Source organism: Limnohabitans sp. MMS-10A-192, from assembly GCF_003063335.1.
In the GTDB taxonomy this organism is placed as follows: Bacteria; Pseudomonadota; Gammaproteobacteria; order Burkholderiales; family Burkholderiaceae_C; genus Limnohabitans_A.
Genome location: NZ_NERX01000008.1, coordinates 15,721 through 30,095, shown reverse-complemented (window position 1 = coordinate 30,095; position 14,375 = coordinate 15,721). Strand labels below are relative to the sequence as shown.

The following is a 14,375-nucleotide window of genomic DNA, read 5'->3' as shown; positions in this document are numbered from 1 at the left end:
CATCTTGGCGGCCCTCACATGCCATCAAGCCCTCGCCAGCACCGGCGCCAGCGCCTTGCCGGTGTGGGTGCCCAAAAGCACCAAGGCTTCTGGCGTGGTGGCGGCGACGATGCGGCCGCCTGCGTTGCCGCCTTCGGGGCCGAGGTCAATCACCCAGTCCGCTTCGGCGATCACGTCCAGGTCGTGTTCGATCACGACCACGCTGTGACCGGCGTTGACCAGGCGGTGCAGCACGCTGATGAGCTTGTCCACGTCGGCCATGTGCAGGCCCACGGTGGGCTCGTCCAGCACATAGAGCGTGTGCGGCGCCTTGTTGCCGCGCTTGCCCACTTCGTCACGCACTTTGGTGAGTTCGGTCACCAGCTTGATGCGCTGCGCCTCGCCACCGCTGAGCGTGGGTGAAGGCTGGCCCAGCGTGAGGTAACCCAAGCCCACGTCTTTGAGCAGCTGCAGCGGGTGCGCGATGCTGGGCATGGTGGCGAAGAAGTCCACCGCCTCGTCCACTTCCATCTGCAGCACGTCGCCAATGCTCTTGCCGCGCCAAGTCACGGCCAAGGTCTCGGGGCTGAAGCGGGCGCCACGGCAGGTTTCGCAAGGCACTTTCACGTCGGGCAAAAAGCTCATCTCGATGGTGCGCATGCCCTGGCCTTCGCAGCTGGGGCAGCGGCCTTCGCCGGTGTTGAAGCTGAAGCGCCCGGCGGCATAACCCCGGGCTTTGGCTTCGAGTGTTTCGGCAAACAGTTTGCGGATCGTGTCCCAAAAGCCGATGTAGGTGGCCGGGCACGAACGCGGTGTTTTGCCAATCGGGGTCTGGTCGACTTCGAGCACGCGGTCAATCGTCTCAAAGCCTTGCACATCGGCGCAGGCGTTCAAAGCCACGCGTTGGCCTGCGTCTTGCGCAGTACGGCCTGCGAAGGTGGAGCGCTGGCTGACCAGCGCTTGCACATTGGCCAGCAAGACATCGCGGGCCAAGGTAGATTTGCCGGAGCCACTGACACCGGTGACGGCGACCAAGCGTTTGAGGGGCACTTGCACATCGACCTGACGCAGGTTGTGCAGGTTGGCGCCGTTGAGGGTGAGCCATTGCAGTTCAGGCGTTTGCGGTGCTTCGGGCATGGATGGCCGCGTCGCTGCGCTCCTCGCCATGACGGCACCCACTTTGTCATCGCGAAGGGTTTTGGATTTGTCATCGCGAGCGAAGCGTGGCGATCCAGTGACTTCGCGCCGCACCTGCAAAGGGTGCTTCATCGCGTGCAACAAATAGCGGCCGGTTTGCGACTCGGCCGAGGCCGTGATGTCGGCCACCGAGCCTTCTGCCACCAGACGGCCACCGCGTTTGCCCGCACTGGGGCCAATGTCGATGATGTGGTCGGCGCGGCGGATGGTGTCTTCGTCGTGCTCCACCACCACCAAGGTGTTGCCCTTGTCGCCCAATTTGTGCAGGGCATTCAGCAAGATCTGGTTGTCGCGGGCGTGCAGGCCAATGGTGGGTTCGTCCAGCACGTAACACACGCCTTGCAGGTTGCTGCCCAGCTGCGCGGCCAGGCGGATGCGTTGCGCCTCGCCACCCGAGAGTGTGGGCGCACCCCGGTCGAGCGTGAGGTAGCCCAGACCGACCTCTTCCAGAAACTCCAAACGGCTCTTGATCTCGGGCACCAAGTCGCGGGCGATGTCGGCATCGCGGCCCACGAGCTGGAGTTTTTCCACCCACTGGCGCACGTCGCTGACGGACAGGCTGGCGATGTCGGTGATGCGCCAAGCCTGGCCATTGGCCGAGCTCAGGCGCACGGCACGTGCCGTGGCGTTCAGGCGCGTCCCCTCGCAGCTCGGGCAGGCCACGTTGGCCAAGTCTTCGATCTCGGGCTCGGCAAAGGTTTGTTCGCGGCCTTTTTCTTTCTCGTCACGCACCGAGTCGTCGAACACTTTGCGCTCGTCCTTGCTGAGCTTGACGCCCGTGCCCACGCAGTCGGTGCACCAGCCGTGCTTGCTGTTGTACGAGAACAGGCGCGGGTCGAGTTCGGCATAAGACGTGGCGCAAGCGGGGCAGGCACGCAGCGTGGAAAACACCCGGTGCTGGCCAATGCGGGCGGTGGATTCGCCGTTGAACATGGCTTCGCGCAGATTGCCCAAATCGCTCAGCACATGCATCACGCCTTTGCCATGCTCCAGCGCTTTGCCCAGCGCCTGGCGCAAGGCGGTTTCATTGCCCGGCACCACATCGAGGCTGGCCACAGGCAGCTCGATGTTGTGTTCCTTGAAACGGTCGATGCGCGGAAAGCCTTGCGTCGGCAAAAACTCGCCGTCGACGCGCAGGTGGGTGTAGCCGCGTGGGCGCGCCCAGTCGGCCAGCTCGGTGTACACGCCTTTGCGGTTGACCACCAGCGGCGACAAGAGGCCAATGTGCTGCCCTCGGAACTGCGTCATCAACTGCGCAGCGATGCTGTCGGGCGTTTGCGGTTGCACCGGGGTGTCGTCGTGCACACAGTGCTGAATGCCCAGCTTGACGTACAGCAGGCGCAAGAAATGCCAGACCTCGGTGGTGGTGCCCACGGTGGATTTGCGGCCACCGCGAGACAGGCGCTGCTCGATCGCCACCGTAGGCGGGATGCCATAGACCGCATCCACCTCGGGGCGGCCTGCGGGCTGCACGATGCTTCGGGCGTAGGCGTTCAGGCTTTCCAGATAACGGCGCTGGCCTTCGTTGAACAGGATGTCAAACGCCAACGTGGACTTGCCCGAGCCGCTGACGCCCGTGACCACGTTGAACTTGCCGCGTGGAATGTCCACGCTCAGGTTTTTGAGGTTGTGCTCTTTGGCGTTGACGATCTGGATGTTGTTGTTGAGCGCCTTGCGAGGCGTATCTTTGCCCCCGTCATCGCGAGGAGCGAAGCGAGGTGGCGATCCAGACATGGACTGCCGCGCTTCGCTCGCAGTGACGGACCATGGGTAGTCAACCCCCTTCTCCCGCACCACCCCCACCTCCCCCATGGCCTCGGCATATTCACGCAACGCCAAACCGGTGTGGGAGGTCGCGTGTTGCCGCACGTCTTCGGGCGTGCCCTGGGCCACGATCAGGCCACCGGCATAGCCGCCTTCGGGGCCCAGGTCGATCAACCAGTCGCTGGCGCGGATCACATCGAGGTTGTGCTCAATGACGATGAGCGAATGCCCGGCTTCGAGCAACTTGCGCAGGGCGCGCATGAGCTTGGCGATGTCGTCAAAGTGCAGGCCAGTGGTCGGCTCGTCGAACAAAAACAGCGTGCCTTTGCGGGCCAAGCTCTGGCGACTCTTGGACGCACTTTTGGCCGCCTCGGCCAAAAAGCCTGCGAGCTTGAGCCGTTGCGCTTCGCCGCCCGAGAGCGTGGGCACAGGCTGGCCCAGGCGCACGTATTCGAGGCCCACATCGACGATGGGCTGCAAGGCGCGGATCACGTCGCGGTCTTGCGCGAACAAGGCGGCGGCTTCGCTCACGGTGAGGTCCAGGATGTCCGCCACATTCAGCAGGCGGGGCTGGCCACCGATGGCCTGACGCTCGATGGTGATTTCCAGAATTTCGGGACGGTAGCGCTTGCCATCGCAGTCGGGGCAGCGCAAATACACATCGCTCAAAAATTGCATCTCGACGTGCTCAAAGCCCGAGCCGCCGCAGGTGGGGCAACGGCCATCGCCGCTGTTGAAGCTGAACTTGCTGGCGGTGTAGCCGCGCTGACGCGCCTCTGGCGCGGTGGCAAAAATCTCGCGGATCGCGTCCCACGCGCCCACATAACTCACCGGGTTGGAGCGGGCTGTTTTGCCGATGGGCGACTGGTCGACAAACACCACATCGCTCAGGTGGTCGGCGCCCAGCAGGCGGTCGTGCGCGCCGGGCGTTTCGGTGGCTTTGCCAAAGTGGCGCATCAGTGCGGGGGCCAGCACGTCCTGGATCAAACTCGACTTGCCCGAACCGCTGACACCTGTGATGGTGACCAGGCGTTGCAGCGGAAAGTCCACGCTGATGTTTTGCAGGTTGTGCTCGCGGGCGCCTTCCAAAATCAAACGCGGCGTACTGTCGGTCACCATGCGTTTGAAGCCCAGGCCCACTTGCTTGCGCCCGCCCAAATAAGCGCCCGTCAGCGTGTCGGCCTTGCGCAGGTCGGCTGTGCTGCCATCGAACACGATCTGGCCGCCGCGCTCACCCGGGCCGGGGCCCATGTCGATCATGCGGTCAGCCGCCATCATCACGGCCGGGTCGTGCTCGACCACCACCAGCGTGTTGCCCGCGTCGCGCAGGCGGTGCATGGCCTGGGTGATGCGGTTCATGTCACGCGGGTGCAGACCGATGCTGGGCTCATCCAGCACGAACAAGGTGTTCACCAAGCTGGTGCCCAAAGCCGTGGTCAGGTTGATGCGCTGCACCTCACCGCCGCTGAGCGTGCGGCTTTGGCGATCGAGGGTGAGGTAGCCAATACCCACGTCGCACAGGTATTTGAGGCGGGTGGTGATTTCTTCGAGCAGCAGTTTGAGCGCTTGTGCTTCGGCGTCTTGCGAGGCCTCGGCCACCGCGGTGGCGCTCATGCGGTCAAAGAAAGTGCGCAGCTGGTCGATCGGCATGATCATCATGTCGTGCAGGCTCAGGCCCGGCAGGGCTTCGAGCTGGGCACGGCTCCACTTCACGCCTGCGGGCATGAAGCGCTTGGCACCGGGCAGCACCGCGTTCGCGTCGTTCAGCGAGCCCATGCGCCAGAGCAGGCTTTCGGTCTTCAAGCGTGCGCCATTGCAGGTGGGGCATTCGGTGTAGCTGCGGTATTTGGACAAGAGCACGCGGATGTGCATCTTGTAGGCCTTGCTTTCCAGGTACTCAAAGAAGCGCGTGATACCGTACCACTGCTGGTTCCACTTGCCCTTCCACAAGGGCGAGCCATGGATGACCCAGTGTTTGTGCTCTTCAGACAGCTGCGCCCAGGCCGTGTCACGCGGGATGCCTTCGGTCTCGGCATGGCGCATCAGGTCGTCTTGGCACTCTTTCCAGGCGGGGGTCTGGATGGTCTTGATGGCGCCGGCCCGCAAAGTGAGCTTGTCGTTGGGGATGACCAGGCCATAGTCCACACCAATCACGCGACCAAAGCCGCGGCAGGTCTCGCACGCGCCCACGGCGGAGTTGAAGGAGAACATCGACGGGATCGGGTCGGTGTAACGCTGGTCACTGTCTGGGCAATGCAGGCCGGTGGAAAAGCGCCAAATGATCGGCCCCATGCCATCACGAAGAACGACATCACGTGACGGTTCAGGACTGGATTGCCGCGCTTCGCTCGCAATGACAGGCAAGTCCACATACACATTGAGGCGACCACTGCCGCGCTTGAGCGCGACTTCAATCGCTTCGATCACGCGGATCTTTTCGGCCGAGCCCAAACGGAAACGGTCGGCCACCACATCGAGCACTTTGCGCGGTCCGGTGGGCGTGGCCACTTCACGTTCGGCCTGCACCTTGGTGAAGCCGCTGGCCGAGAGCCATTGCTCGACCTGCTCGGCGCTGGTGCTCGCAGGCAGCTCGACCGGGAAGGTCAGGTACAGGCGCGGGTCTTGGGCTTGCGCCGCACGCAGCGCCAGCTCGGCGTAAACCGTCTCGGGGCTGTCGTGGCGCACGGGCTGCGCGGTGTCCTTGTCAAACAGCTGCCCCAAACGCGCAAACGACAACTTGAGGTGGTCGTTCAGCTCGGTCATGGTGCCCACGGTGGAGCGGGAGCTGCGCACCGGGTTGGTCTGGTCGATCGCAATCGCGGGGGGCACGCCTTCGACCTTGTCGACTGCCGGTTTGTCCATGCGGTCGAGGAACTGTCGGGCATAGGCGCTGAAGGTCTCTACGTAGCGGCGCTGGCCTTCGGCGTACAAGGTGTCAAACACCAGGCTCGATTTGCCCGAGCCGCTGGGGCCGGTGACCACCGTCAACTCGCCGGTGCGGATGTCCAGGTCAAGGTTTTTGAGGTTGTGCTGGCGGGCGCCACGGATGCGGATGAGACCTTGGGACATGGGTTGGCTTTATCGGGTGAAGGCCAAACATTCTAGGGCGCGGGCCGTGACATTTCAGGCGCCCAAAAGAAAAGCCACGCGAAGGCGTGGCTTTGTGTCCAACGCCCCTTGAGGGCGCTCAACCGTTGCGCTTATTTGGCAGCGCTGGCAGCAGGTGCAGGTGCAGCGGCAGGCGCGGCATCGGCCTTGGCGGGCTCGGTGTGCACAGCGTCAGCGCCGTGTTTCTCGCCACTCATGTCCAGGCTGTCGCCACCTTTACCGATCACGTACAAAGCGATGGCGGCAAACACCACAAATCCAACAGCAATTTTCCACATAGTTCATCTCCAATAATGAAAAAGGCCCTCCACAGAGGGAAGGCCCAGAATGTAGCACCCGAGCCCCCTCGGGTTGCTTACAAGTGAAGATCAGTCTTCAGCGTAGATGTCCACGTCTTTGGTTTCTTTGATGAACAAGCCACCGATCACGACGGTTGCACCGGCGATGATGATGGGGTACCACAGACCGTTGTACATGTTACCGGTCTGCGCCACGATCGCGAAAGCAGTCGTAGGCAACAGGCCACCGAACCAGCCGTTACCGATGTGGTAAGGCAAGGACATCGATGTGTAACGGATACGGGTGGGGAACATCTCGACCAACATGGCGGCGATAGGACCGTACACCATGGTCACCAACAACACCAAGTAGGTGAGGATGGCGATGACGGACACTTTGTCGAACTTGGCCATGTCAGCTTTGGCAGGATAGCCAGCAGCCTTCAAAGCAGCACCCAGGTTGGAGCCCAACAGGGTCGCACCAGCGGTCTTCTCGTTGCCCAGGTCTTTGACAGACTTGGTGGCAGCTTCGATGGCCTTGGCATCTTTGGGTTCAGCAGCATTCAGAGCGGCCAGCTTTTCCTCGGCCTTGGCCTTGGCAGCAGCGACGTCTTCAGCAGAGTACTTGACTTGCACCGTGGTCTCGCCAACCTTGATGATGGCGGGTGTACCAGCAGCGGCCACTTCGTTGGAGTAGCTCACCGAAGCGCCAGCCAAACGTTGCTTGGCGATGTCGCAAGAAGAGGTGAACTTCTTGGTGCCTGTGGGGTTGAACTGGAACGAGCACTCGGCTGGATCAGCGATCACCACCACTTGGGCTTTTTCCTGAGCAGCGGCCAGGTCTGGGTTAGCAGCCTTGGTCAGTGCCTTGAACACTGGGAAGTAGGTCAAAGCGGCCAACAAGCAACCTGCCAAGATGATCGGCTTGCGGCCAATCTTGTCAGACAGTGCACCGAAGACGATGAAGAACGGTGTGCCGATGATCAAGGAGATCGCCACCATGATGTTGGCGGTAGCGCCGTCCACTTTCAACGCTTGGGTCAAGAAGAACAAAGCGTAGAACTGACCGGAGTACCAGACCACAGCTTGACCAGCGGTCAAACCGACCAAGGCCAAGATCACGATCTTCAGGTTTTTCCACTGGCCGAAAGCTTCGGTCAGAGGGGCCTTGGAGGTCTTGCCTTCGGCTTTCATTTTCACGAAAGCAGGCGATTCGTTCATGCTCAAACGGATGTAGACCGAGATGATCAACATGATGATGGAGACGATGAACGGCACGCGCCAGCCCCAATCAGCGAAGGCTTCTTCACCGATGGCGGTACGTGTACCCAGAATCACCATCAACGACAGGAACAAGCCCAAAGTCGCGGTGGTCTGGATCCAAGCGGTGTAGGCACCGCGCTTGCCGTGAGGAGCGTGCTCGGCCACGTAAGTGGCTGCACCACCGTACTCACCACCCAAAGCCAAACCTTGCAACAAGCGCAGGCAGATCAGGATGACGGGAGCGGCCACGCCAATGCTGGCGTAGTTGGGCAAGATACCGACGATGAAAGTCGATGCGCCCATGATCAGGATGGTCACCAGGAAGGTGTACTTGCGACCGATCATGTCACCCAGACGACCGAACACCAGCGCGCCGAAAGGACGCACGATGAAACCGGCAGCAAACGCCAACAGCGCGAAGATGAAAGCAGAGCCTTCGTCCAGACCGCTGAAGAATTGCTTGGCAATGATCGCTGCCAAAGAACCGTACAAGTAGAAGTCATACCATTCGAAAACGGTACCCAGAGAAGAGGCAAAAATCACCTTCTTCTCTTCCGCCGACATCGGGCGGGGTGCTGCTGTAGCCATAAAGCTGTCTCCAAAAAAGAGTCTCCGACACGGAAACTTGTCGCGATTCTTGGAGGTCCCACTTTCCGTGTTCTGACAACTTGCCAACAAAGGCTTACAACCCGGGGGCAAACCCTTTGTTTTCATCTCGCATGGTGAGAAATGACCCTTTTCCACGGGTAATCCCTAGCGATCTTTCCACGGATAATCTTTTCACCACATACGCCTGAAGCACGCCAAACCACCGTGAACACCCGCCGAGCCCTCGTTTTGCGTCAAAGAATCCGACACACCACCTGGGTGCTCATGTCGGTGTGGGCATTGGTGAGTTTTGCCTGGCTGCCTTTTGCACGAGATTTGAACTTCAACTTCTTCGCTTGGAAGTTCAATTTCTGGATGGCCGCACAAGGCAGTGTTTTGATATTTCTGCTGATGACCATTGTGAATGCCTGGCTGATGAACCACTGGGAAAAAGAGCTGGCCACACTGGAAGAGACGACCGACTCGCCTCAGAGCTGACACGCGTCAGACGGTCACAGCCACCAAGTGCTCGAACGGCAAAGCTTGCTTGACCAAAATCACCGTGCAAGAAGCCTCCATCGCCACCTTGATCGGCACCGTGGCCACAAAGCGCTGCATCTGCACACCATGCGTGGCCGCGCCCATGATGACCATATTGACCTGATTGCCCTGGGCATAGGCGAGCAAGGCACTGGCCACGTCACCCGACTCCAGCACATGGAAGGAGGTCTGGTGGTCTGCCAGGTCCAAGGGCTGCGCCCATTGCTGCAGGCGGCTCAGATGCCAGCTGTGGACACGGGTTTCACTTTTTTCAGACTCGGTACTGCTGGTTTGGCTGGGTGAAATCACGGTGACGCAGGCCAGGCGTGCACCCGGCCGGATCCCCAGCGATCGCGCCACGGCTTCGCGCAATGAGTACAACGTGGCATCGCTCACATCGTGATGCGGCACCGCCACCATGATGATGGGCACTTGCTCAATCTGCTGCGAGGGCACTGGGCTGGGCTGGTAGGACATGCCAGCGGCTCGAACCCAGCGCTTGAAATGTGCCCAAAAACCCGTCCCCACCGTCCTTCGCCCGCGCGCAGTCACCTTGACCTGATCAGGATGACTGAGGTCAAACGCCAAATGCGAGGCCGACGGATAGCGCTGGTCAGCAACCGCCTCCAGACAGCGCAAGATCACTTCCTGCAGCCATTCGGGCACGTCGGCCCTGTGTTGGCGCGGCGGGACTGGATCCATCCACAAACGCTGCCGCAAGCCGCCTGCCGTGGCAGGTTCACCAAATGGCAATTCGCCGGTTACCAACTCATAGAGCATGACCCCCATGGCAAAAATATCACTGCGAGGATCGCCCCGCACGCCCACCACCTGCTCAGGTGAAATCCAGACCGGTGAACCCACCGCCTTGCGCAACTCTTCGGCCAGCAAGTCGGGATAGTTGGCGTGGCAAGACAAGCCAAAATCCAGCATCACCGCACTGCCATCGGGGCGAATCAGCACGTTGGCGGGCTTGAGATCGAGGTGACACACGTTTTGCTGATGCAAGCTGTGCGCGGCTCGGGCCATGGCTTCGCCCAAACGGGCCACCTCGTTGAAAGTCAGGCTTTCTCGACGATCCAGCCAATGCTGCAAGGTTTGTCCGGCCACATACTCCATGACCAGGTAGGGCACGCGCAACAAATCACCCGCAGCAACAAAACGGGGCACATGTGTCCCCTTGAGTTCGCTCAGGATCTGCTGCTCGACTTCAAAGCTGATGATGTTTTCAGCACCGTCGCCCGCCGTCATGCGCGGAATTTTCATGGCCATTGGAAACTCGCTGGTCCTGCGCGTGCCGTCTTCGGCAGCGGCATAAGCCACTTTGTAGATATGCGCCATGCCACCGGCATGCAAGCAAGCTTCGATTTCGAAGCCATCGATCTCGTGACCAGGGTCCAGCAGTTTCAACGTCCACGCTCCAATCGTTGGGCAAATGATTCGGGCAGCGCTGCCTGTCGAATGGCTGCAGCCGCTTCGGCATGGTTGTAGGGCACACGGTGAAAAGTGATTTTTCGTGCACCCCCGTCATACACCGTGTACATGGCGCGGGGGTCGCCATCTCGGGGCTGGCCACACGAACCCACACAGGCCACCAACGGCCTGTGCGGTGACATGGGCACGGCCATGCCGGGCTTGGGCTCGAACCTCATCAGCAGCCGGCCTGCGCCTTGGTAATACAAGGTCTGGTGGTGCACATGCCCCACCAACACATGCGATGCGCCTTGTGCCTGCGCGGCATCCAGGCAATGGCCAGCGGCACGCTCGCTGTCGACATAACGCCAGGCCTCGGGCTTGTCGGCGCTGGCATGCACCAGCAGCAAGGCTTCGCGCTGGATCGTCACAGGCAATGCCGCCAAAAACGTGCGATGCGCCGTGCTGAGTTGGTCGTGCGTCCACTGCGCGCCCTGAGCGCCTTGTGTGGCTTCACCGCCTGGTGCGGGTGGGTTGAGGGCCATCGCGTCGTGGTTGCCTTTCAGGACCCAAGCCCCTTGCGCGGCCAAATCCATCACTTGATCGAGCACCGCCACAGGCTCGCCGCCATAGCCCACCAGATCGCCCAAAAAAGCCCACTGGTCCACCCCTTGCTGGCGCGCGTGCGCCAAGCAGGCCTGCAAAGCCTGCCGGTTGGCGTGGATGTCCGAAATCAGGGCCAGTCGCATGTTTGTCTCCTGCCCCATGATGGCAGGACTGGCTGATGGGCAGCTTGCAATAGATCAAACTTCACGGGATCGCCACGCTTCGCTCGCAACGACAAAAAGTCGAAATGTCGCGGCTGGCGCTTTGCAGCGCTTAAGGCATCAGGCCTTGCGCTGCACGCCCACGGGCAGCTGCGCCACACCCGTCCAGTCGGGCGACTGGAACCACGGATCGCCTTGCAGGCAGGCGCGCAACATGGGCAGCGCGTCGTTGCCCCAAAACACCTGGCCATCGACCACGAAGCTGGGCACGCCGAACAGGTTCAGGGCGATGGCCTCGTCGGTGTGGGCCTTGAGTTGTTGTTTGACTTCAGCGCTGGCCACATCGGCCACCGGTTGGAGGTCTGCGCTCAATGCCGCCAGACGCGCTGCATCTGCCGCCTCTTGCCCGCTGCACCAAACATGGCGGAAGATTTTTTCGCACGCGAAGCGATTGGGTGTGCCCTCGGCATCGCAGGCGGTGGCCAGCCGCAACAAAGCGAGCGAATTGAACGGATGACTGGCAGGCAATTGCAAGGGCGTGCCTTGTGCACGCGCCTGCCACTGCACCTGCCGGTAGGTCCAGTCGCGCTTGGCCGGGATCTCAGCGGGGCCCAACTGCCCATGGTGTTTGAGCATGGCGCCAAACACCACCGGTTTGTGCACCACGCGGTGGCTGATGCCTTCCAGGGCCTTGGGCAGGGCGTCAAAGGCCAACCAGGCATAAGGCGAGATGAAGTCCAGATAAAAGTGGATGGTTTTCATGTTCAGCCTTCCAGGGCTTGGCGTTGGCGCAAGCGCTCGGGGATGAGTTCCCACACGCACCGTTTTTCTTCGTCGGTGGCGCGGCTCCAGCTGCCGATCTCGGGCAGTGTGCGCAAGCAACCGTCGCACCAGCCAGCGCTGGGGTGCATCAGGCACAGCGACACACAGGGCGACGGCACCGAGTTGGGCGCAGGCGGCGTGGGCTGGGCCAACACTTGCGCTGCGCGCTCGGCCAATTTCTTCCAGTAAAACTGGCTCATGCGGACACCTCGGACATGGCTTGGGCCACATCGGCCACAGGCGCACCGGTGAGGCGCTTCAGATCGTCAGGTTTCAACTGGAACACGCCATGCGGGTGCCCGGCTGCGGCCCAGATGTCGTCAAATCGCCAGAGGTCCTGGTCGAGCAAGGTCAGAGGCGCATTCAGGTGCGCCACGGGCGAGACACCGCCGATGGCAAAGCCCGTTTGCGCTTTGACGAAGTCGGCATCGGCGCGACCGATCTTGCCGACCAGGGCCGAGACTTTTTTCTCGTCCACGCGGCGGTCGCCCGAGGCCACCACCAACACGGCCACGCCGTCTTGCTTGCGCTTGAAGATCACGCTCTTGGCGATCTGGCCCAGCTGCACACCCAGGCCGTCAGCGGCCTCTTGCGCGGTGCGGGCGGCGCCGTCGAGCATGACCGGCGTGTGCGGATGTGCCGCATCTTGCAGCGCACGCGCCACGCGTTGCACGCCTTCCGGCAAGGCATGGAGTTCAGCGCCGCACATGGCTCAGCCTGCCCGCTTGTTGAGGATGGCTTTGGCCACGTTGGAGTTGGGTTTGCGACCCAAAAAATCGCTGATGAACGCACCCGCATCGACCAGCTTGTCCAAATCAATGCCGGTGGCGATGCCCATGCCGTGCAACATGTAGACCACGTCTTCGGTGGACACGTTGCCGGTGGCGCCCTTGGCATAAGGGCAGCCGCCCAGACCCGCCACCGATGACTGAAAGTTCCACACGCCCATTTGCAGCGAAGCCAGCGTATTGGCCAGCGCCTGACCATAGGTGTCATGGAAGTGCCCGCAGATGTGGTCCACATCGAAGTACGGCAAGGTGGCCTCGATGGCCTTTTGCACCTTGAGCGGGGTGCCGGCACCAATCGTGTCGGCCACGTCCACGCGCTGCACGCCGATCTGCTTCATCAAGCCCGCCAGATACGCCACGCGCTCGGGGGCGATGTCGCCCTCGTAAGGGCAGCCCACGGTGCAGCTCATGGCGCCGCGCACCGCGATGCCAGCGGTCAGCGCGGCCTGCACCACCGGCGCAAAACGCTCGATGCTTTCGGCGATGGAGCAGTTGATGTTCTTCTGGCTGAAGGCTTCGCTGGCCGCGCCAAACACCACGATCTCGTCGGGCTTCGTCAGGCGGGCGGCTTCAAAGCCCTGCGCGTTAGGCGTGAGCACCGAATAGCGCACACCGGCTTGGCGCTGGATGCCGTTCATGACCTCGGCGTTGTCGGCCATTTGCGGCACCCATTTGGGGCTCACAAAGCTCGTGACTTCGATCTCGGTCAGGCCTGCGGCTTGCAGGCGGTGCACCAGTTCGATCTTGACCGAGGCAGGCACCGGCTGCTTTTCGTTTTGCAAGCCGTCGCGGGGGCCGACGTCGATGAGTTGAACGCGTGAGGGCAATGACATAGGAACTTTCAATAACCGCGCTGAGGATCGACCACACCGTTGATCGCTTCGCCGCGCTGCAAGGCCTGGATTTTGCCCACGATTTGCGCGATGCTTTCTTCGCGCAAGGTGCGGGCCGAGGTGTGCGGCGTGACGGTGATTTTGGGGTGTTGCCAGAAAGGGTGATCGGCAGGCAGCGGCTCGGTGCGGAACACGTCGAGCGTCGCACCGGCAAGGTGGCCCTTGTCGATCAGGGTGATCAGGTCTTCTTCGACCAAGTGTTTGCCGCGTGCCACGTTGATGAGGTAGCCGCCTTGGGGCAGCTGCGACAAGGTGGCGTGGTTCAGGATGTTTTCGGTCTCGGGCGTGAGCGGCATCAGGTTGACCAGCACACGCGTGGCGGCCAGAAAATCAGGCAGGCCTTGTGCTCCGCTGAAACAGCGGATGCCGGGCAGATCTTTCGCGCTGCGGCTGTAGCCGTTGACCGGGAACTCAAACACCTGCAGCGCTTTGGCCACGCGCTCACCCAGCACGCCCAGGCCCATGACGCCCACCGCAAAGTCGGCGCGGCTGCGCGGCTTGCGGTAGGACCATTTGCCCGCCTGGGTGTCGGTGTCGTAGCCGTCGAATTCGCGGAAGTGACGGATCACCGCATGGCACACGTATTCGGCCATCTGCACCGACATGCCGGCATCGTCAAGCCGCACCACCTTGAGGCTGGGCGGCAGCTTCAGCTGGAGCAAGGCATCGACGCCCGCGCCGATGTTGAACAGGGTTTGCAGGCCGGGCTGCTCGTCGATGAACTGCTGGGGCGGGGCCCAGACGATGGCGTGGTCGGCCTGCGGCGCGCCGGGGGCCCAGGCCGAGACAGAGGCCTCAGGGAAAGCTTGTTGCAAGCCCTGCACCCAAGGCGTCGGGTCGAGCTTTTCAAAGCAGATGGTGATGTTCATGAAGGCGATTTTGTCAGCAAGGCCAAGCCCCTGCTGTCACTCAGGGTGCCACGAAGTCATGACAAGGCGCCCATTGCAGCCACTTGCGTCATGGCGAGGAACGAAG

Annotated in this window: 11 protein-coding genes; 1 reads left to right on the top strand and 10 read right to left on the bottom strand. The window is 61.8% G+C overall.

Going from position 1 to position 14,375, the window contains the following annotated elements; genetic code table 11:
• Positions 1-24: 24 nt before the first annotated feature.
• The 3 genes from uvrA to B9Z43_RS14840 form a co-directional block, all read right to left on the bottom strand.
• On the bottom strand, positions 25-6,009 hold the full coding sequence (uvrA, locus tag B9Z43_RS14850; protein WP_108326736.1) for an excinuclease ABC subunit UvrA: 5,985 nt from the start codon (positions 6,007-6,009) through the stop codon (positions 25-27).
• Positions 6,010-6,140: 131 nt separating this feature from the next.
• Positions 6,141-6,326, bottom strand: a complete 186-nt coding sequence (locus tag B9Z43_RS14845) for a hypothetical protein (protein WP_108326735.1) — start codon at positions 6,324-6,326, stop codon at positions 6,141-6,143.
• A 90-nt stretch (positions 6,327-6,416) separates the two neighbouring features.
• Positions 6,417-8,177: an MFS transporter gene (locus tag B9Z43_RS14840; RefSeq protein WP_108326734.1), complete on the bottom strand. Its 1,761-nt coding sequence runs from the start codon at positions 8,175-8,177 to the stop codon at positions 6,417-6,419.
• 225 nt (positions 8,178-8,402) lie between these two features.
• On the opposite strand from B9Z43_RS14840, the gene B9Z43_RS14835 reads away from it, so the two are divergent.
• Positions 8,403-8,675 carry a DUF4212 domain-containing protein gene (locus B9Z43_RS14835; RefSeq protein WP_233250101.1) on the top strand — a complete coding sequence of 91 codons (273 nt, stop codon included), beginning with the start codon at positions 8,403-8,405 and terminating at the stop codon, positions 8,673-8,675.
• 6 nt (positions 8,676-8,681) lie between these two features.
• Here the strand turns inward: B9Z43_RS14835 and B9Z43_RS14830 are convergent, their stop codons facing one another.
• The 7 genes from B9Z43_RS14830 to B9Z43_RS14800 all read right to left on the bottom strand — a co-directional run bounded on the left by B9Z43_RS14830 (position 8,682) and on the right by B9Z43_RS14800 (position 14,269).
• Entirely contained in the window at positions 8,682-10,127 is a 1,446-nt protein-coding gene (locus B9Z43_RS14830; protein ID WP_108326732.1) for a bifunctional serine/threonine-protein kinase/universal stress protein, read from the bottom strand.
• Positions 10,124-10,879, bottom strand: coding sequence for a metallophosphoesterase (locus tag B9Z43_RS14825; protein WP_108326805.1), 756 nt, complete (start codon positions 10,877-10,879; stop codon positions 10,124-10,126). Before B9Z43_RS14825 ends, B9Z43_RS14830 begins: the two co-directional genes overlap by 4 nt.
• A 138-nt stretch (positions 10,880-11,017) precedes the next feature.
• Positions 11,018-11,659: a 2-hydroxychromene-2-carboxylate isomerase gene (locus tag B9Z43_RS14820; protein WP_108326731.1), complete on the bottom strand. Its 642-nt coding sequence runs from the start codon at positions 11,657-11,659 to the stop codon at positions 11,018-11,020.
• 2 nt (positions 11,660-11,661) lie between these two features.
• A complete protein-coding gene (locus tag B9Z43_RS14815; RefSeq protein WP_108326730.1) occupies positions 11,662-11,919 on the bottom strand; it encodes a DUF1289 domain-containing protein in 258 nt (85 codons plus the stop codon).
• Complete coding sequence (locus B9Z43_RS14810; RefSeq protein ID WP_108326729.1) at positions 11,916-12,428, bottom strand: YbaK/EbsC family protein; 513 nt, start codon at positions 12,426-12,428, stop codon at positions 11,916-11,918. The genes B9Z43_RS14815 and B9Z43_RS14810 overlap by 4 nt, the downstream gene beginning before the upstream one ends.
• 3 nt (positions 12,429-12,431) lie before the next feature.
• Positions 12,432-13,340 carry a hydroxymethylglutaryl-CoA lyase gene (locus tag B9Z43_RS14805; RefSeq protein ID WP_108326728.1) on the bottom strand — a complete coding sequence of 303 codons (909 nt, stop codon included), beginning with the start codon at positions 13,338-13,340 and terminating at the stop codon, positions 12,432-12,434.
• Positions 13,341-13,348: 8 nt separating this feature from the next.
• Positions 13,349-14,269: a glyoxylate/hydroxypyruvate reductase A gene (locus B9Z43_RS14800; RefSeq protein WP_108326727.1), complete on the bottom strand. Its 921-nt coding sequence runs from the start codon at positions 14,267-14,269 to the stop codon at positions 13,349-13,351.
• Positions 14,270-14,375: the final 106 nt, after the last annotated feature.

What these genes read in the sequence shown, in the direction of transcription:
- uvrA (WP_108326736.1), bottom strand. Translation starts at nt 6,009, where the DNA reads ATGTCCCAAGGTCTCATCCGCATCCGTGGCGCCCGCCAGCACAACCTC.
- B9Z43_RS14845 (WP_108326735.1), bottom strand. Translation starts at nt 6,326, where the DNA reads ATGTGGAAAATTGCTGTTGGATTTGTGGTGTTTGCCGCCATCGCTTTG.
- B9Z43_RS14840 (WP_108326734.1), bottom strand. Translation starts at nt 8,177, where the DNA reads ATGGCTACAGCAGCACCCCGCCCGATGTCGGCGGAAGAGAAGAAGGTG.
- B9Z43_RS14825 (WP_108326805.1), bottom strand. Translation starts at nt 10,879, where the DNA reads ATGCGACTGGCCCTGATTTCGGACATCCACGCCAACCGGCAGGCTTTG.
- B9Z43_RS14820 (WP_108326731.1), bottom strand. Translation starts at nt 11,659, where the DNA reads ATGAAAACCATCCACTTTTATCTGGACTTCATCTCGCCTTATGCCTGG.
- B9Z43_RS14815 (WP_108326730.1), bottom strand. Translation starts at nt 11,919, where the DNA reads ATGAGCCAGTTTTACTGGAAGAAATTGGCCGAGCGCGCAGCGCAAGTG.
- B9Z43_RS14810 (WP_108326729.1), bottom strand. Translation starts at nt 12,428, where the DNA reads ATGTGCGGCGCTGAACTCCATGCCTTGCCGGAAGGCGTGCAACGCGTG.
- B9Z43_RS14805 (WP_108326728.1), bottom strand. Translation starts at nt 13,340, where the DNA reads ATGTCATTGCCCTCACGCGTTCAACTCATCGACGTCGGCCCCCGCGAC.
- B9Z43_RS14800 (WP_108326727.1), bottom strand. Translation starts at nt 14,269, where the DNA reads ATGAACATCACCATCTGCTTTGAAAAGCTCGACCCGACGCCTTGGGTG.